Origin of the sequence: Mesorhizobium sp. M0563 (genome assembly GCF_040321065.1) — a bacterium.
GTDB lineage: Bacteria > Pseudomonadota > Alphaproteobacteria > Rhizobiales > Rhizobiaceae > Mesorhizobium.
In genome coordinates, this window is sequence record NZ_JAMYQV010000005.1 from 126,597 (window position 1) to 144,119 (window position 17,523).

15 protein-coding genes are annotated in these 17,523 nt (G+C 62.6%); 11 read left to right on the forward strand and 4 right to left on the reverse strand.

Annotation, left to right across the window (positions count from 1 at the left end; translation table 11 throughout):
* Positions 1-32: 32 nt before the first annotated feature.
* A complete protein-coding gene (locus tag NKI50_RS09580; RefSeq protein ID WP_023717030.1) occupies positions 33-275 on the reverse strand; it encodes a DUF1127 domain-containing protein in 243 nt (80 codons plus the stop codon).
* Positions 276-423: 148 nt separating this feature from the next.
* Here NKI50_RS09580 and NKI50_RS09585 point away from each other — a divergent pair, with 148 nt between their 5' ends.
* Entirely contained in the window at positions 424-1,932 is a 1,509-nt protein-coding gene (locus NKI50_RS09585) for a winged helix-turn-helix domain-containing tetratricopeptide repeat protein (protein ID WP_352716416.1), read from the forward strand.
* Positions 1,933-1,963: 31 nt separating this feature from the next.
* On the opposite strand, the gene NKI50_RS09590 is transcribed toward NKI50_RS09585, so the two are convergent.
* Positions 1,964-2,356, reverse strand: coding sequence for a GFA family protein (locus tag NKI50_RS09590; RefSeq protein WP_023717032.1), 393 nt, complete (start codon positions 2,354-2,356; stop codon positions 1,964-1,966).
* 167 nt (positions 2,357-2,523) lie between these two features.
* Entirely contained in the window at positions 2,524-3,372 is an 849-nt protein-coding gene (locus tag NKI50_RS09595; protein ID WP_352483854.1) for a beta-keto acid cleavage family enzyme, read from the reverse strand.
* Positions 3,373-3,468: 96 nt separating this feature from the next.
* Here NKI50_RS09595 and NKI50_RS09600 point away from each other — a divergent pair, with 96 nt between their 5' ends.
* The 10 genes from NKI50_RS09600 (at position 3,469) to NKI50_RS09645 (ending at position 15,467) form a co-directional block, all read left to right on the forward strand.
* Positions 3,469-4,374 carry a MurR/RpiR family transcriptional regulator gene (locus NKI50_RS09600; RefSeq protein WP_352483855.1) on the forward strand — a complete coding sequence of 302 codons (906 nt, stop codon included), beginning with the start codon at positions 3,469-3,471 and terminating at the stop codon, positions 4,372-4,374.
* The gene (locus NKI50_RS09605; RefSeq protein WP_352716333.1) at positions 4,371-5,702 is read left to right on the forward strand and encodes an aspartate aminotransferase family protein; all 1,332 of its coding nucleotides are present in this window, start codon (positions 4,371-4,373) and stop codon (positions 5,700-5,702) included. Before NKI50_RS09600 ends, NKI50_RS09605 begins: the two co-directional genes overlap by 4 nt.
* Positions 5,703-5,796: 94 nt before the next feature.
* Positions 5,797-6,750, forward strand: a complete 954-nt coding sequence (locus tag NKI50_RS09610) for a TAXI family TRAP transporter solute-binding subunit (protein WP_051409598.1) — start codon at positions 5,797-5,799, stop codon at positions 6,748-6,750.
* Between the two features lie 56 nt (positions 6,751-6,806).
* Positions 6,807-9,407: a TRAP transporter permease gene (locus NKI50_RS09615; protein ID WP_352494351.1), complete on the forward strand. Its 2,601-nt coding sequence runs from the start codon at positions 6,807-6,809 to the stop codon at positions 9,405-9,407.
* A gap of 31 nt (positions 9,408-9,438) precedes the next feature.
* On the forward strand, positions 9,439-10,401 hold the full coding sequence (locus NKI50_RS09620; protein ID WP_352716335.1) for a DMT family transporter: 963 nt from the start codon (positions 9,439-9,441) through the stop codon (positions 10,399-10,401).
* Between the two features lie 148 nt (positions 10,402-10,549).
* Positions 10,550-11,269 carry a FadR/GntR family transcriptional regulator gene (locus NKI50_RS09625; RefSeq protein ID WP_031193403.1) on the forward strand — a complete coding sequence of 240 codons (720 nt, stop codon included), beginning with the start codon at positions 10,550-10,552 and terminating at the stop codon, positions 11,267-11,269.
* Positions 11,270-11,320: 51 nt separating this feature from the next.
* Positions 11,321-12,295, forward strand: a complete 975-nt coding sequence (locus NKI50_RS09630) for a sialic acid TRAP transporter substrate-binding protein SiaP (protein ID WP_023717039.1) — start codon at positions 11,321-11,323, stop codon at positions 12,293-12,295.
* A 143-nt stretch (positions 12,296-12,438) separates the two neighbouring features.
* On the forward strand, positions 12,439-13,011 hold the full coding sequence (locus NKI50_RS09635; RefSeq protein ID WP_352716337.1) for a TRAP transporter small permease: 573 nt from the start codon (positions 12,439-12,441) through the stop codon (positions 13,009-13,011).
* A gap of 3 nt (positions 13,012-13,014) precedes the next feature.
* On the forward strand, positions 13,015-14,421 hold the full coding sequence (locus tag NKI50_RS09640; RefSeq protein ID WP_352483860.1) for a TRAP transporter large permease: 1,407 nt from the start codon (positions 13,015-13,017) through the stop codon (positions 14,419-14,421).
* The gene (locus NKI50_RS09645; protein ID WP_352483861.1) at positions 14,418-15,467 is read left to right on the forward strand and encodes an L-idonate 5-dehydrogenase; all 1,050 of its coding nucleotides are present in this window, start codon (positions 14,418-14,420) and stop codon (positions 15,465-15,467) included. The genes NKI50_RS09640 and NKI50_RS09645 overlap by 4 nt, the downstream gene beginning before the upstream one ends.
* Before the next feature lie 128 nt (positions 15,468-15,595).
* Here NKI50_RS09645 and NKI50_RS09650 read toward each other — a convergent pair whose 3' ends face one another.
* Complete coding sequence (locus NKI50_RS09650) at positions 15,596-17,338, reverse strand: relaxase/mobilization nuclease domain-containing protein (protein WP_023717043.1); 1,743 nt, start codon at positions 17,336-17,338, stop codon at positions 15,596-15,598.
* Positions 17,339-17,523 lie beyond the last annotated feature (185 nt).

Below are 17,523 nucleotides of genomic sequence, written 5' to 3' on the forward strand. Positions count from 1 at the left end.
TCGTTGGCGATCCGTGTCTTTGCAGCATTCGCCTATCGCTGCCAGAAGGGCAGCTTGGCGATCTCTTCCTCGGCCTGTCGTCTCGTCAGACCGATATCGTCGATCAGATGGGGATTGGTCTCCGCCAATCGCTTGAGGTCCCAGCGAAAGCGTGTCGGCTCGCGCCAGGCCGCGATAATGTTTCGCAGCGTCGCCAGGCTGTGGTGCCGACGCGACACTTCCGCCAGCCGAGCTGCCTTATGCTGGCCCGAGGCAAAGGTAGGAATATCGTTCATGGCAAACCTCCATATGGTTTGAGGTCCAATACGATTTGGGAGGACCCTCGACCTGAAAGAGGAGGAATTCTGCAGGATACGAACAGCGCCGTAATTAAGCTCTCCCAAATAGTTCTCAAAACTTCCAAACGGGCTATAGATGCGCCGTATGCAGGGATCGCGCTTTGCCTTTGGACCGTTCGCGCTTGATCCGGGCGCGGGAACGCTCCTCCGGAACGGTGTCCCCGTTGCCGTTGGCTACCGCGGGCTAAAGCTGCTTGCGGCGCTCGTCGGACGGTCCGGCGAAATCCTGAGCAAGGCTGAGTTGATGGACGCGGCGTGGCCGGGCACCGCCGTCGAGGAGGGCAACCTTACCGTCCAGATAGCGCTGCTGCGGAAGCTGCTTGGTCCGGCCGCCGACGGCGGTGAATGGATCGTCACGGTTCCGCGCATCGGCTACCGCTTCACGGGCGCCGTCGAACAGCTCGGCGGCGCGAAGCGAAAACCTTTGCCACTGCCCGGCAAACCATCGATAGCCGTGCTGCCCTTCGTTAATGTCAGCAACGATCCCGAGCAGGAATCCTTCGCCGATGGGTTGACCGAAGACCTGATCACGGACCTGTCGAGGATCTCCGGCCTGTTCGTCATCGCACGCAACTCGGCCTTTGCCTACAAAGGAAAGGCGATGGACGTGCGCGGGATCGCTGGGGAACTTGGCGTGCGCTACCTGCTGGAGGGAAGCGCAAGACGCGCCGCTGGGCAGGTGCGCATCAATGCACAACTGGTCGACGCGGCGAGTGGCGATCATCTATGGGCGGAACGCTTCGATCGCAGCCTGGAAGATATTTTTGCCGTTCAGGACGAGGTCACCGGCAAGATCGTCGAGGCGCTGCTCGGCCGGCTACGCGCACCACCGCCGCGCAATCGGCCCAAAAATCTCGAGGCCTACGATCTGTGTGTGCGCGCGCGCAAGCTGATGGATGATTCGCCGCAGACGGCGCGGGAAGCGCATCTGATGCTCACCCGCGCGGTTTCGCTCGATCCGGAATATGCCGAGGCCTATCGCTGGCTTGCCATGAACCACTGGATGGGATGGGTGCATTCCGGCGGACCAACCGAAACGTCCCGTAGCGTTGCTTTGGAGCTGGCGCGCAAAGCCGTGGCGATCGATCCCAACGATGCCGGCTGCCGCTGGGTCTTGGCTTACCTGCTTGCCTATGAGCGCAGCTTCGCCGAGGCGGATGCGGAATTCGCCAAGGCCATCGAGCTCGACCCGAACGAGGCCGATGCCTGGGCGGCACTGTCCGATATCGCGATCTTGGCGGGGCAGGTCGAGGAGGGCCTTGAGCACATCCGCAAGGCCTTCCGGCTGAACCCGTTTCCGGCAAGTTGGTATTATCTGACACTCGGGCAGGCGCAATACGCGGCCCGCGAATACGAGGCTGCTGTCGAGACACTGCGCAGGGACGAGACTTATCGTACAAGCTCACGCCGTTTCCTGGCGGCAAGCCTTGCCCAACTCGGCCGGCTCGACGAGGCGCGTGCGGAGGTCGAACTGTTCCTCGTCGGCAACCCGCATTTCACAATCCGCCACTGGGCCGCGACTGAGCCATTCCGCGACGCTGCGACGCTTGAGCATTTCGTTGACGGCTTCCGCAAGGCCGGCCTTCCGGAGTGACGCGCCGGCGCCGTCGCACCGTTCGTGCGACCTATTCCTCAAAGCGACCCGTGGCGTCACGATCGCGCTCGTATCGTCTGGTGAGCGGAAACGGCGGCAACCAGGACTCGCGACGGATGATCCAGCTTTCGTAGGTCGGCATCAGTTGGTCAGGCGCATCCAGGGATCCCAGGTTCACTTCGATTTCGTCGGCGGTGCGTCCGAAAATCGTCGAGCCGCAGCGCGGACAGAAAAACCGCCCGGCATAGTCGCGTGTTTCGCCGTCGATCGTCACCGCATCCTCAGGAAATATCGCGGAAGCGTGAAAAAGGGCGCCATGATGCTTGCGGCAGTCGAGACAGTGGCAAAGGCCGACCCGGTATGGGCGCCCCGACGCGACAATTCGGACATTGCCACACAGGCACCCGCCGGTGAATCGGTCCATGCTGCGTCTCCTCCAAAATCAAGCGGCCGGAATGGTTACAACGACCGGCACTGTTGTTGCAATCGCCGCGCCGTAGGCGGGGACACGTCGTTCTTCCGTGGCGATGACATTGCAGCCGCCTCTCTATGCCTTACGCGAGCTTGCCGCCGAAAATAGGCTTTGGTTTGTCATATGGAACGAAACGGCGCGTTCCATTGAGCCGCCAACTCGGCGGCCGAGGCGATCTTGACGCCGCAGTCGGCGAGTATGCGTGCGACCGTCGCTACCGGTTCGGCGTTGGACGAAGCTATTCTGCCGTCCGGAAGGAAGAGATTGTTTTCGAAGCCGACCCGGATATGGCCGCCAAGCAACGCGGCGGCGATCACGCACGCCGCTTCGTTGCGGCCGAAGGCGCAGACGCTCCAATGGTCGAAGCGCGGCGTGTTCGCCGCGAGGAATGGCAGGAGATCGGCAGGAACGGACGTCTGTCCCGGCGTGTAGCGGCCCAGCACGTAGAGAACCGGTGTGCTTGCCCAGGGGATCAGTCCGCGCTGCTGCATGTCCGAAAGCCTGACGGCCTCCTCGGGCGAATAGAGGATGATCTGCGGCGCTACTCCCTCGGTGCGCAGCCAGGCCATGAAGCGCGCGAATGCGAGCTCCGATCCGGCATCAGGAACGATTTCGCGAAGCGCCAGGGAGACAGCTTGCGGCTTCACATCTTGTACGACGGCCATCTGCTGGGCCGGCGAATAGATACCGAGTGCTTCGGAAGTGATCTGAACTACCAAGCGGTCGCCGGCGGCACCGCGGATGGCGGCGATCGCCTGGCGGTAGGCGTCGGCGTCGAGCAGATGATTGCCGCTTCTGTCGCGGACATGGACGTGGATCATAGCCGCACCGGCATCGGCGCATTCCGCGGCCGTCCGCGCAAGTTCGGCTGTTGTCAGCGGAATCGCCGGATGGTCGGCCTTGCTGCGACGTCCCCCGTTCGGCGCGACAGCTATGGCGACGCGATCGAGACCATGGGCCGGCTTCATGGAGACGCTCTGTGAGTGACAAGATTCATATGAATCAATCTTTGACCACACTGAAACAGACGTTGCAATCGCTGGTCTGGCGAGCTAGCAATATCCATGGATCAGGGAGAGCTTGCTGGACAGATCGTCAGTGCCTTCGACGGCATGTCGGCGCAGCTTCGGTCCGCCGCGCGCTATGTCCTTGATAAGCCGTATGATGTCGCGTTGTTGTCCATGCGCGAGCAGGCCCGGCACGCGGGAGTGCAGCCGGCCACGATGACGCGGCTGGCCCAGCATCTCGGCCTTGATGGCTACGAGACCGTACGCGATATCTACGCCGCCGCGATCCGGGACGGCGAAATCGGTTTTGCCGGCAAGGCGGGCCTCCAGGTGGCCAGCCAAAAGCTCAAGGGCGACCACGCGCTGGCGGCCGATATTCTGGATTCAATTTCCAGCCAACTTGCCCATCTCGCCGAAAGCAGGTCGATCGACCGTCTGGTCGGCACGGCCAGGGCGCTGAGTGCGGCAAGGCGTGTCTATTGCCTCGGCCTGCGCTCGAGCCACGCAGTGGCCTGGCATCTGCATTACATCCTGTCGCTGATCGGCGAGAAGTCGGTGCTGCTGCACGGCATCGGCGGAACCGACGGCGACGCTCTGGCCCACGCGACCAAGGACGACGTGCTGATCGCCGCCAGCGTCCTGCCCTACACGCGCTTCACCATCGAGCTTGTCGAGTATGCTGCCGGCCGCGGCGTACCGATCGTTGCGGTCACCGACAGCGGGGTAGCGCCCTTGGCGCTGCTTGCCGATCACCTGGTCATCGTGCCGACGGGCAGCCCGTCCTTTTTCCACACCATGACGCCAGCTTTCATCGTTGCGGAGGTCCTCGGCGCTCTTGTCGCAGGGCAGGCAGGCGAGGGCGCCGTTGAGTCGCTGCGACGTTTCGATGAGCAGGGCGCCGCCCTCAAGACCCATCTGAACCAACGTCCGCCGAAGAAAATGCCCATGAGGGACCGTCGATGACACCCATTCTTCATCGAACCATCCACTCGACGCTGCCGGTCGCCGTTCGCGGCCAAGGCATCGAACTGTTCGATGCCGAGGGCAAGTCCTATATCGACGCCTCGGGCGGCGCCGCCGTGTCCTGTCTCGGCCACGGTCATCCCGACGTGATCGCTGCACTGCACACCCAGCTTGACCGTATCGCCTACGCCCACACCAGCTTCTTCACCACCGAGGTGGCGGAGCGCTTGGCAGATCGGCTGGTCGAGGACGCGCCGGAAGGGTTGGACCATGTCTATCTGGTCAGCGGCGGCTCGGAGGCGGTCGAGGCCGCGCTCAAGATGGCCAGGCAATATTTTGTCGAGAAAGGCGAACCGCAACGGCGCCATCTCATCGCACGCCGGCAGAGTTATCACGGCAATACGCTCGGTGCTCTCGCCACCGGCGGCAATGAATGGCGGCGCGCCCAATTCAGGCCGTTGCTGATCGAGACCCATCACATCGACCCCTGTTACGCCTATCGCTATCAAAAGCATGGCGAAAGCGACGAAGCCTATGCGGCGCGCGCCGCCCAGCAGCTCGAAGACAAGATCCTCGAACTCGGCCCGGACGAGGTCATCGCCTTTGTCGCCGAGCCGGTGGTGGGTGCCACACTCGGCGCCGTGCCGCCGGTTGCCGATTATTTCAAGCACATTCGCGCGATCTGCGACCGCTACGGCGTGCTGCTCATCCTCGACGAAGTGATGTGCGGCATGGGCCGTACCGGCACGCTGCATGCGTGCGAACAGGACGGCATCGCTCCCGACCTGCTGACCGTCGCCAAGGGGCTCGGCGGCGGCTACCAGCCGATTGGCGCGGTGCTGCTTGGCAGGCATATCTTCGACGCCTTTGCCCAAGGCTCGGGCTTCTTCCAGCATGGGCATACCTATATGGGGCATCCAATGGCGGCCGCGGCCGGCCTTGCCGTGCAGGAGGTCATCCGACGTGACCGTCTGCTCGACAACGTCAGCGCAATGGGCGCGCAGCTGGACGAACGCCTGCACCAACGCTTCGATAACCACCATCACGTCGGCAATGTTCGCGGGCGGGGTCTGTTTAGGGGAATCGAGCTGGTGGTTGATCGCGCCACCAAGGAGCCGTTCGACCAGAGGCTTGAACTCAACGCCCGCATCAAGCGCGAAGCAATGGCCCGCGGCCTGATGATTTACCCGATGGCCGGGACGATTGACGGTGTGCGCGGCGTTCATGTGCTTGTGGCGCCGCCTTTCATCATCTCCAAACAGGATATCGATCGGATAGTCGAACGGCTCGGTGAGGCGATCGACGCTGCGATCGCTTCAGCGGCCTGACCCGCACGACGCGGATCGTCTCAACCCAATTCCAACGCGTCATCGGCGACGGGCCGGGACAACCACCAGAGAGGTAGCAACCATGTATAGTTCGATGAAAACCCTGATCGGCGCGGCGGCCTGCATGCTGCTGGCGCTGCCATCCGTCGGAGCCGAGCAGCGCTTCGTCACGGTCGGCACCGGCGGGGTCACCGGCGTCTACTACGCTGTGGGCGGCGCCATTTGCCGACTGATGAACAAGGACCGGCAGAAAACCGGCATCCGATGCTCGACCGAGTCGACTGGCGGTTCCGTCTTCAACGTCAACTCCATCCAGACCGGCGACCTCGATTTCGGCTTGACCCAATCGGACGTCCAGTACCAGGCCTATGAAGGGACTGGAAATTTCGACGGCAAGCCGTTCAAGGATCTGCGGGCCGTGTTCTCCGTTCATCCCGAGCCGTTTACCGTGCTGGCGCGGCCGGACGCCCGCGTCACCAAATTCGAGGACTTCAAAGGCAAACGCTTCAACGTCGGCAATCCCGGATCAGGCACCCGCTCGTCGATGGAGGAATTGCTCAAGCAGATTGGCTGGACGCTCGGCGATTTCTCGCTTGCCGCTGAGCTGAAGGCGGACGAGCAGGGCAGCGCGCTGTGCGACAACAAGATCGATGGTTTCTTCTATGGCGTCGGTCATCCTTCCGCCGCGATCCAGGATCCGACCACGGCCTGTGGCGCCAAACTCATCCCACTGACCGGTCCGGCAGTGGACGCGCTGTTAGCAGCCCATCCCTACTTTTCAGTCGCCACCATCAAGGGCGGCATGTACGCCAACAATCCGGACGACGTGAAGACATTCGGCGTCCGCGCCACTGTCGTGGCGAACGCCAGCACGCCCGATGAGGTGGTCTACGAACTGGTGAAGTCGGTCTTCGAAAATTTCGACGACTTCAAGAAACTGCATCCGGCCTTCGCCAATCTCGATCCCAAGGAGATGATCAAGACCGGTCTGTCGGCGCCGGTACATCCGGGCGCGGAGCGCTACTACAAGGAAAAGGGCTGGCTCTGAGGCCTCCGATGCGAGGCGCAACGGGCACCTCGCATCGCAAGTAATTGTGGGGAACGATGACAGATCAAAGCCAGCGGGCGGCAGCGCCTGACCAACCCGTTATCGACATTGACAAGCTCAGCGAGATCGTCGCCGAGGCCGACACCGGTGGGCGCAAGCCGACCGGCCGCACCGCGAAGCTGATCCTCGGCGTATCGCTGGCATGGTCGCTGTTCCAGCTCTGGTATGCCTCGCCCCTTCCGTTCATGCTCAATTTTGGAGTTGTCAGCGACGGCATCGCCCGCTCCATTCATCTGGCCTTCGCCCTGTTTCTGGCGATGCTGACGTTTCCGGCCTTCAAGACCTCGTCGCGCAGCCGGGTGCCGCCGCCCGACTGGGTGCTAGGCATCGCCGGGGCGGCGTCCGCCCTCTATCTGTTGGTTTTTTACAGCGATATCGCCCATCGGCCGGGTCTTCCGACTACGGCTGACCTGGTCGTCTCGATCGCCGGCGTCCTCATCCTGCTCGAGGCCGCGCGTCGCGCCGTCGGGCCTGCTATCACCGTCATCGCGGCGATCATGCTGATCTATATCTTCGCCGGGCCTCACCTTCCTGGCCTGCTTGGCCACAAGGGCGCGACGTTATCGCGCGCAGCCTCGCAGATGTGGCTGACGTCGGAGGGGGTCTTCGGTGTTGCCCTCGGTGTGTCCACCAATGTCGTCTTCATGTTCGTTCTGTTCGGAACATTGCTGGAGCGCGCCGGCGCCGGCGGCTTTTTCATCCAGCTTGCCTTCTCGCTGCTCGGCAAATACCGCGGCGGTCCGGCCAAGGCCGGCGTCGTCGCTTCCGGCCTGACCGGCATGATTTCTGGGTCGTCGATCGCCAATGTCGTGACCACCGGAACCTTCACCATCCCGCTGATGCGCCGGGTCGGATATTCTGCGGTCAAGGCGGGCGCCATCGAATGTGCGGCCGGCGTCAATGGTCAGCTGATGCCTCCGGTGATGGGCGCCGCCGCGTTCCTGATCGCCGAATATGTCGGCATCTCCTATGCCGAGGTGGTCAAGCACGCCTTCTACCCAGCGCTGCTGACCTACGGCTCGTTGTTCTACATCGTCGATATCGAGGCGATGAAGACGGGGATGAAGGGCCTGCCGTCACGCAGCACGCACTCCGCATTTCAGGGTGCGCTGCGTGGGCTGATGGGCATATGCGGCTTCATCGTCCTCGCAGGGCTTGTCTATTACGGCATTGGCTGGACGAAGATCGTTTTCGGCGCGGCCGCGACCTGGATGATCAGTGCCGCGCTGATCGCCGTCTACATCGGCCTTGTCGCCTACCGTGCGCGCTATCCCGACCTGCCGCTGGAGGATCTGGAGGGCGAGATCGTAAGGATTCCGCATTTCGGCGAGACGGCGCGCACCGGCCTGCATTTTCTGCTGCCGGTGATCCTGCTGATCTGGTGCCTGATGGTGGAGGAGCTGTCGCCCGGCCTGTCGGCATTCTGGGGCGCTGTCGCCCTGATGGCGCTGATCGTGACGCAACGGCCGCTCACCGCCTTTTTCCGCAAGGACCGTGCGCTGGCACGGCATTGGCTTCGCGGTTTCGACGATCTGGTCGGTGGCCTGTCCGCCGCTGCACGGAACATGACGACGGTCGGCATTGCCACTGCGACGGCCGGCATCATCGTCGGCACGGTTCTGCTCACGGGCATCGGGCTGGTGATGACCGAGCTGGTCGAATTCATCTCGGGCGGCAGCTTCATCGTCATGCTCTTGTTCACCGCGGTGATCTGCATCATTCTCGGCATGGGCATGCCGACCACTGCAAGCTATGTCGTCGTCGCCACCTTGATGGCGCCGGTCATCGTCGATTTGGCGGCGCAGAACGATCTTGCCGTGCCGCTGGTCGCCGTCCATATGTTCGTTTTCTATTTCGGGCTGATGGCAGACGTGACGCCGCCAGTGGGGCTGGCGGCTTATGCTGCTGCGGCAATTTCCGGCGCCGATCCGGTGAAGACCGGGATTCAGGGTTTCAAATACGAGATCCGTACCGGCCTGCTGCCGTTCATCTTCATCTTCAACACCGGACTGCTGATGATCGATCTCGAAGGTCCGTTCGACTTCGTCGCGATGGTGGTGACGTCGACGCTGGCCATGGTCTCGTTTGTAGCAGCGACGCAGAATTGGATGCTCGTGCGCAACCGCTGGTACGAGACGATTGCGTTGCTGCTGGCCTGTTTCATCTTGTTCAGGCCGGGACTCTTGCTCGATCAGGTGAGCGAACCCTATCGGGCAGTGCCTGCCTCCGAACTCGGCCGTATCGTCGACGAGACAGCCGAGGGGGGCGCAGTTCGCTTGCGCCTGACGACACTGAACCTCAACGGCGATGAGATATCGAAGCTGGTGCGACTACAACTCGGGCCTGGAAATTCATCGGCCGAACGCCTGAAGGCCGCGGGCTTGGACGTCAGTGCGCTTGGCGATAACGTGACGGTCGGCGTGGTGCGACTGGGCAGCCAGGCGGCCAAATTCGGCCTGCAGCCGGGCGACGAAATCAATCAGGTGCTAGTCCCTGCGGAACGGCCGTCGCGCTATTGGTTCGCCATCCCGGCACTGCTGTTGCTCGGTCTCGTCGTCTGGGGTCAGAAGCGGCGAAGGCGGACGGTTGGTCTATAAGCGCCTTATGAGCGGAAGAGTCTTGGCCAGCATGTCGGTAACAAGAGAACCAAACGGCGCCCCGGAGCCGGCTACCGCGGAAAAGCGCACGACGACGCGCGACCGCCCCTTCGAACCCGTCGACTACGGGCTTTACGCGCTGACGGTCATCGCCTGGAGCGCATCGTGGTTCGCGATCGAACTTCAGGTCGGCAGCGGCGTATCGAACGAGGTCAATCTGGTCTGGCGCTTCGCCATCGCCACGCTGCTGATGTTTGCCTGGGCCGGTTTTTTCGGCGGGCGGCTCCGCTTTCCGATCACCGATCATCTGCGCTTTGCTGTGCTCGGCATCCTCATCTTCTCATCGAACTTCCTGTTTTTCTATTACGGCGCCGGCTATCTCGTCAGCGGATTGCTCTCGGTCGTCTTCTCGCTCGCCTCGGTCATCAACATGCTGCTCGGTGCCTTGGTCATCGGCGAGCGCCCGGCGCCGCGCATTCTCGCCGGCGGCGTTATTGGCTTCGCCGGCATAGCGCTGATGTTCTTTCCCGAAATTGCCGCGAACGGGCTTTCAGGCAGGACGTTGGTGGGCCTTCTGCTGTGCCTCTGTGGCACGCTGAGCTTCTGCGCCGGTAATCTCGTCTCCGTCGCAAACCAGCGCCGCGGCCTGCCGCTCGTTTCAACCAGCGCCTGGGGCATGCTCTACGGCACTCTGTGGTCGGCGTTCCTGGCCTTCCTGCTCGGTGAGCCGTTCGTGTTCGCGACGACCGCCTCTTATATCGGCTCGCTGGTCTTCCTCGCCGTCATATCGACGGTCATGGCTTTCGCCGCCTACCTGACGCTGCTCGGACGCATTGGCGGCGCCCGCGCCGGCTATGCGACCGTCATATTTCCCGTCTTTGCGCTTTTGATCTCCACGGCGCTGGAAGGCTATGCCTGGACCGCTTACGCGATCATCGGGCTCGTCCTCGTCGCCGCCGGGAACGTCCTGGTCATTCGCGGAGGACGGCGCTGACGCATGGAATGCCTGCCGAATGCCGCCGCCTTCCGGTGCGCGGGCCGCGGTTCTGTCGAGCTTGACTCTCTGCATGGTCTGTCTAAGCTTGCGGTCAATGGGTCAGACCAATGTACCAGGGGCGAGCCGGGGAGGGAACTAAACACGCATGCCGATCCAGGCCGTTGAACCACGCCGGCTATACCGACAGGTCGCCGATCAGCTCAGGCAACTGATCGATGCCGGCGAGTTTTCCGTCGGCGACCGTCTGCCGACCGAGCGGGATCTGGCCGACCAGCTCGGAATTTCCCGCCCGACGGTCCGTGAAGCGCTGATAGCGCTGGAGGTCGAAGGCCGCATACGCATCCGCGTCGGCTCGGGCATCTACGTCACCGATCCGCCGAGCGCCCCCGCCTCCGAACCCGAAATCGAGGAAGGCCCGTTCGAGCTGTTGCGCGCGCGCGAATTCGTCGAAGGCGCGATCGCCGCCGAAGCTGCTCTCCACGTCCGGCCTGCAGATATCGAACGGCTCGACGACGTGCTGCGCCGGATGGAGGCCATGCGTCACCCCAACAAGATGACCATTACGCTCGACCGGGAATTCCATACTGCAGTCGCCGGCATTCTCGAGAACGCGGTGCTGGTGCGCTTCATCGGCGAGCTCTTCGACCAGCGCATGAACCCGTACTTCGAACGCCTGTCGATCTATTTCGAGACCAACGATTCCTGGCAGATAGCGGCAAAGGAGCATCGTGCCGTGCGCGATGCGATTGCCGCGCGCGACCCCGAGCGGGCCAAGGCCGCCATGCAGCAGCATCTGCGCCAGTCGCAAATCAGATTCTCACGCAATTTCGATGAGAGAGCCGCAGCCAAGGAGGTTGCGGAATAGCAGTTGGCCGGGGGGAGATCCGGCCGTCAAATCCAACCAGGGAGGAATTAGATGCTGAGAAAATACGCAGTTCTGCTCGGTGCGATCGCCGCAATTGCCATACCCATGGCGTCGGCCTCGGCGGAAACGGTCCTGAAATGGGCACATGTCTACGAGACGACGGAGCCCTTCCACACCGAATCCGTGTGGGCGGCCGACGAGATCAAGAAGCGCACCCAGGGCCGCTACGCCATCGACGTCTATCCGGCCTCGCAGCTTGGCAAGGAAGCAGACATCAACCAGGGCCTGATGCTCGGCACCGTCGATATCATCATTTCCGGATCGAGCTTCGCAGCGCGCGAATATCCACCGATCGGCGTCACCTATTTCCCATACACTTTCCGCGATGCCGACCATCTGCTGAAATACACCAAGAGCGACGTCTACAAGGCCCTGACCAAGGGCTACGAGGACAAGACCGGCAATCACATCGCCGCCACCACCTATTATGGAACGCGGCAGACCACCTCGAACCGGCCGATCGCCAAGTGCTCCGACATGCAGGGCTTGAAGATGCGCGTCCCCGACGTGCCCGCCTATCTAGCCATGCCGCGTGCCTGCGGCGCCAACACCGCGCCGATTGCCTTCGCCGAGGTCTATCTCGCCCTGCAGAACGGCACGGTCGAGGCCCAGGAGAACCCGCTGACCACCATCGAGGCGAAGAAATTTTACGAGGTGCAGAAGAACATCGTGCTCACCGGCCATATCGTCGATCATCTCAACACCATCATATCGGCGTCGCGCTGGGCCTCGCTTTCCGACGAGGACAAGAAGATCTTCACCGAGGTGATGCAGGAGGCTGCCGCCCGCGCCACGGCGAAGATCGTCGCCCGCGAAAAGGAACTGGTGCAGGTATTCAAGGACCGCGGCATCAGCGTAACCGATGTCGACCGTGCCGACTTCGAGAAGAATGTGCTGGAGAAGGTCACCTTCGAGGAATTCGGCTACAACAAGGCCGATTGGGAAGCGATCCGCGCCATCAAATAGGGCATCGGGAAATCGGATGCTCAATCAAGAGGATAGGGCGGCAATCGGATTCGCCGCTTTAACCTGCCCATCCGTCCGGCTTGAAATTGTGCCGGACGGCCTTTCCAATCCTTGACGACCACCAGCTTCGGGAGCCCGCGCCAATGGCCGAGGAACACCACACCGAGATCGCCGTCGAAGAGATCGCCCACGCCTTCGAGGAGGTGCCGGTACACGTCGACCTGTCGGACCACGGTATCGAGGACTGGATCACGCTTGCCGTGTTCTGGGGCATGGTCGTCTGTGTCTTCCTGCAGTTCTTCACCCGCTATGCGCTGAACAACAGCCTTGCCTGGACCGAGGAGATCGCCATCAACGCGCTCGTCGTCGTCGTTTTTCTCGGCGCCGCCATGTGCGTGCGCCTTTCGCGCCATATCCATGTCGATGTGCTTTACCACTATCTGCCGGAGCGCGTTGGCCGCTGGCTGGCGCTCGCCGTCGATATTATCCGCATTGCATTCTTCGCCTACGGAACATGGCTGATGTGGCGCTACGTCACGATCGTGGCGCATGAGCGCATGGTCACAGTCAACCTGCCGCGGCGCTGGTTCTTCTACGCCGTCTTGGCTGGCTTCGTGCTGATGCTTCTGCGCTCGATCCAGGTCTTCATCGGCAATTACAGGCGCGGCTATTCGGTGCTCGAGCGTCCCGGGGCGTTCGAGACGGCGGGGGTCTGAGCGATGCTGCTTCTGGTAGGGGGCTTTCTTGTCCTGATGCTCATCGGCGTGCCGGTCGCCGTTTCGATGGCGGCCGCCTCGATCCTTTACCTCGTCATCTACGGCGTGGCGCCCGATATCATTGCGGCCCAGCGCATGATCGCCGGGGTCGAGAGCTTTCCACTGCTCGCCGTTCCCTTCTTCATCCTGGCCGGCAACCTCATGAACATCGCCGGCGTCACCGGGCGCATCTATTCCTTTGCCCTTGCCCTGGTCGGCTGGATGAAGGGCGGCCTGGCGCAGGTCAACATCATCGGATCGGTGATCTTTTCCGGCATGTCGGGCACCGCGCTCGCCGACGCCGCCGGCATTGGCACGATCGAGATCAAGGCGATGAAGGACCACGGCTATCCTATCGACGCCGCGGTCGGCGTCACCGCCGCTTCCGCCACGCTCGGGCCGATCTTTCCGCCCTCGCTGCCCTTCGTCATCTACGGCATGATGGCCAATGTCTCGATCGGTGCGCTGTTCATGGCCGGCATCCTGCCCGGCGTGGTCATGACCGTGCTGATGATGATTACGGTTGCCATCTTTGCCTACAGTCGCGGCTGGGGTTCCGACACACCTTTCGAGCTTCGGCGGCTCGCCGAAGCAGCAGGCGAGGTGCTGGTGGTGGCTGCCTTTCCGATTGGCTGTTACGTGCTTGTGCAGCTTGGCCTGTCGATCAATATCGCGGTCGGCATCGCGCTGCTGGTGCTGGTCGCGGCGGACTGGTATTTCGACTTCTCCGCGGTCATGGCGCTGATGACGCCGGTCATCCTGATCGGCGGCATGACGATGGGCTGGTTCACGCCAACCGAAGCCGCGATGGCGGCTGTCATCTGGTCGCTTTTCCTCGGGCTGGTGCGCTACCGCACGATGACGCTGCGTTTGCTTGCCAAGGCCAGCTTCGACACGATCGAAACGACCGCCTCGGTGCTCTTCATCGTCACCGCCGCATCGATCTTCGCCTGGCTGCTCACCGTCAGCCAGGCAGCGCAGCTGTTTTCGAACTTCATTTTCGCGCTCACCGAAAACAAGTGGGTGTTCCTGATCCTGGTCAACATCCTGATGCTGGTGGTCGGCTGCTTCCTCGATACGATCGCCGCGATCACGATTCTGGTGCCGATCCTGCTGCCGGTTGCCGCCGTCTACGGCATCAACCCGGTGCATTTCGGGCTGATCATGACGCTCAACCTGATGATCGGGCTTTTGCACCCGCCGCTCGGCATGGTGCTGTTCGTGCTGTCACGTGTCGCCAAGCTTTCTGTCGAGCGCACCACCATGGCGATCCTGCCGTGGCTGGTGCCGCTTATCGTGGCGCTGCTTCTGATCACCTTCATACCCGCCATCACGCTCTGGCTGCCGACCGAGATGGGCTTGATCCGGTGAGCGGCCAGGTGGTTGCCGCGACGCTGTTCGGCCCGCAGGACCTGCGCGTCGTGGAGCGTCCGCTCGAACCGCTGGCGCCAGGCATGGTGCGGGTGCGCTTCGAGGCCGGGGGCATCTGCGGCTCCGACCTGCATTATTTCCGCCATGCCCGTACCGGCGATTTCGTGGTGACCTCGCCGCTTGTCCTCGGCCACGAAATCTCAGGCGAAATCGTCGAGATCAATGGCGCGGCACCCGGCCTGGGCGTCGGCGACCACGTCGCGGTCAATCCGTCGCGCTGGTGCGGGCATTGCGCGCGATGCCTGGAAGGCCGCGCCAATCTCTGCGAGAACATCTATTTCATGGGCTCGGCATCGAAGACGCCGCATATGCAGGGCGGTTTCGCCAGTCTGTTCGACGCCAAGCCCGCGCAATGTTTCAAGGTTCCATCTGATGTGGCCTACCAGGCGGCGGCGCTTGCCGAGCCGTTGGCGGTCAGCCTGCACGCCGTCGCGCGGGCGGGCGACATCAGGGGCCGCAACGTCATCCTGTTCGGTGCCGGCCCCATCGGTCTCTTGACCATGCTCGCGGCCAGGCTTGCCGGCTGCGCTGAACTGACCGTCGCCGACATCGCCGCCGCGCCGCTCGCCTTCGCCGGCAGGTTGGGTGCCGACAGGACGATCGACATTGCCAGCGGCGACGGCGAGCTCCAGGCGCTCGCCGCCGGCGGTTCGCTTGACGTGGCGTTCGAGATTTCAGGCACTGCCGCAGGCCTTGCCGCGGCAATCGCCAGCGTCCGGCGCGGCGGCACGGTGGTCCAGGTCGGCAATCTTCCCGGTGGCCAGATCCCGCTGCCCGCCAATGCGGTGATGGCCAAGGAGATCGACCTCAAAGGCACCTTCCGCTTCGGCAGCGAGTTCGGTCGCGCAGTCGACCTCATTGTGTCGCGGGAGGTGGACGTCCTGAAGCTGGTGACGGCGGAGCGCACGCTTTCCTCCGCCCCCGATGCGTTCCGACTTGCCGCCGACCGCACTCAGAGTGTCAAGGTCGTGCTGACCGCGGACTGATTGAGGATTCGCAACGTCCCTGTTTTTTACGAGCCCATTTGGCGCTTCACCGTGCAGGTACAAACAGAGGATGTGCGACGGACCGTGCCGGCTTCCCAGCATCAGGATAGAGCATACGCGTGTAACCATCATAAGCCGATGCCGCGCTTCTTTCCCAGGCTCCAATCCACGCCCCCCGTATCTGAGCACACGACCCCGGTAACTTGATTACCCAATCGCTTTTCGAGCGACGGCGACCAGGGCACCAGCTTGAATTCGAGTCCATTATCGATCATCGCGAGCCGGCCTGAAGCCAGCAAAAAACGCCGCCGGTAAATCCCAGCCACATGATTGCCGTTGGGAGCCTTCGTGAATGACAGGCCCGTCTCGGCGGCGATGCGGGCACCAAGCGATTCCACCTCATGATCGTGTAGTGTATCGATCAGATTGCGGGCAAGAATGACGCGCTGTCCCTCGCGCCTGGCCAGATCGCGGCTGACAAGGTGATCTACCCGATCTTGCAGTGCCTGTCCTACGTCCTTGCCAAAGCCGCCGTCACCGAATTCGGCGGGCTCGCGTGCAACGAGTTGGCGATCGAGCCAAGTCGCGCCGGAAGCATGGACCTGCTGTTCGATTGAGAGGTCGGAGCGGACGGCGAGCGTGACCCGGCCACCGCCATTTGCACTCGCATCGCGACACAACTCCACGACCGAGCCCGGGTCGGAATCTCCCGCCGCATCAGGATCATGGAAGCGAATGTGGTGCGTGCGTCCATCGATGCCATCGACGATGGCATAGGCCGCGCCGCGCCGTTCGTCATCAAGGCCGCGTTCGAGCAGTCGGCCGATCACGGGCGCATCAATTTTTTCGGCGGCCAGCACGTAGTCGGCTGTCCCCTTTTCTAGCCCATGCACGGTGAGACTGCGGTGCATGCGCTTGATGATGTCGCCGCGTTCACCGAGGGCGCGCAAAGTGGCCTCGGCCTCTTCGACCACCATCCATTGGCCGGGACGGATCTCGTTCGCGAGACCCAGGCGTTCCAGTTGCCGCAGCCGGCCGACTTTGAGCCCCAGGAACTGGTCGGGATGGCGATCAGGGTGTGGCGCGAGATCAATGATACCATGACGGTCGGCGTCACGAGCAAGCTGGCGATCGAGCTGCGTCCAGCGCTCAGTGTCGACTTGGTGCTCGATGGCCTGGCGGATGTCGAGGTCGGTGCGGAGCCCAAGCGTCTGGGTGAGAATGTCGCTCGCCCGATCGCGCATGCCCTGGCGGATGTAGTCGCGCGAGATGACAAGACTCTCGCCATCGTCGGCAACGCCGCGAACGAGGATGTGAACGTGCGGATGTTTGGTGTTCCAGTGATCGACGGCTACCCAGTCAAGCCTCGTGCCGAGGTCGCGCTCGATGTCGACCATCAGGTCACGAGTGAAGTTCTTGAGCTCGCCGAGCTCCATTGCGTCGTCCGGTGAAACGATGAAACGGAAGTGATGCCGATCGTCCTTGCAGCGATCGCAGAAGGCGTCATGATCTGCCTCTTTGGTGTCAGGGCCGAACATCCTCGCCTTCTCACCATCCCGTGTAACACCTTCGCGGCGAAGATATTTGAGATGGGTGGCGAGTGGCGCAGACCCTCTGAACTGCCGCACCACACGGGTCTTGACGACGGCGCCGCGTGAGCGGTCAGAGATGAGGCGACTGGCGCGGATGCTCGCTGATCTGCCGCGGCCAAACGTTGAAGCTCGCGGGGAGGTGATCCGACCCTCGCGTGTAAGGTGACCGCCGGCGCGCTGTGTGGCCGCAAGAGCCTGGAAGATGAAGGGTCGTGCGCGCTGGCCGGCGCGGGAGCGGATACGACCCGGGCGGACGCGAAAGCTATCGTCACGCGTCATGCTAGGCGGCCACGAGGTGCGGTTTCCATTGAAAGACTGAAAAAATGGGAATAGCGCACATCGCTGATTGTGGCAGCACATCGCGAAATGAGTCGAAAATTGTAAGGAAAACAATCGGCCGATCCGAGCCGCACCTCGCGGCCCTTTATCCTGCCACTCTCTCTGTCCCCATCTGCGGACAACCC

Coding starts and splice junctions, on each gene's coding strand:
- NKI50_RS09580 (WP_023717030.1), bottom strand. CDS start 275: ATGAACGATATTCCTACCTTTGCCTCGGGCCAGCATAAGGCAGCTCGG.
- NKI50_RS09585 (WP_352716416.1), top strand. CDS start 424: ATGCAGGGATCGCGCTTTGCCTTTGGACCGTTCGCGCTTGATCCGGGC.
- NKI50_RS09590 (WP_023717032.1), bottom strand. CDS start 2,356: ATGGACCGATTCACCGGCGGGTGCCTGTGTGGCAATGTCCGAATTGTC.
- NKI50_RS09595 (WP_352483854.1), bottom strand. CDS start 3,372: ATGAAGCCGGCCCATGGTCTCGATCGCGTCGCCATAGCTGTCGCGCCG.
- NKI50_RS09600 (WP_352483855.1), top strand. CDS start 3,469: ATGGATCAGGGAGAGCTTGCTGGACAGATCGTCAGTGCCTTCGACGGC.
- NKI50_RS09605 (WP_352716333.1), top strand. CDS start 4,371: ATGACACCCATTCTTCATCGAACCATCCACTCGACGCTGCCGGTCGCC.
- NKI50_RS09610 (WP_051409598.1), top strand. CDS start 5,797: ATGAAAACCCTGATCGGCGCGGCGGCCTGCATGCTGCTGGCGCTGCCA.
- NKI50_RS09615 (WP_352494351.1), top strand. CDS start 6,807: ATGACAGATCAAAGCCAGCGGGCGGCAGCGCCTGACCAACCCGTTATC.
- NKI50_RS09620 (WP_352716335.1), top strand. CDS start 9,439: ATGTCGGTAACAAGAGAACCAAACGGCGCCCCGGAGCCGGCTACCGCG.
- NKI50_RS09625 (WP_031193403.1), top strand. CDS start 10,550: ATGCCGATCCAGGCCGTTGAACCACGCCGGCTATACCGACAGGTCGCC.
- NKI50_RS09630 (WP_023717039.1), top strand. CDS start 11,321: ATGCTGAGAAAATACGCAGTTCTGCTCGGTGCGATCGCCGCAATTGCC.
- NKI50_RS09635 (WP_352716337.1), top strand. CDS start 12,439: ATGGCCGAGGAACACCACACCGAGATCGCCGTCGAAGAGATCGCCCAC.
- NKI50_RS09640 (WP_352483860.1), top strand. CDS start 13,015: ATGCTGCTTCTGGTAGGGGGCTTTCTTGTCCTGATGCTCATCGGCGTG.
- NKI50_RS09650 (WP_023717043.1), bottom strand. CDS start 17,338: ATGACGCGTGACGATAGCTTTCGCGTCCGCCCGGGTCGTATCCGCTCC.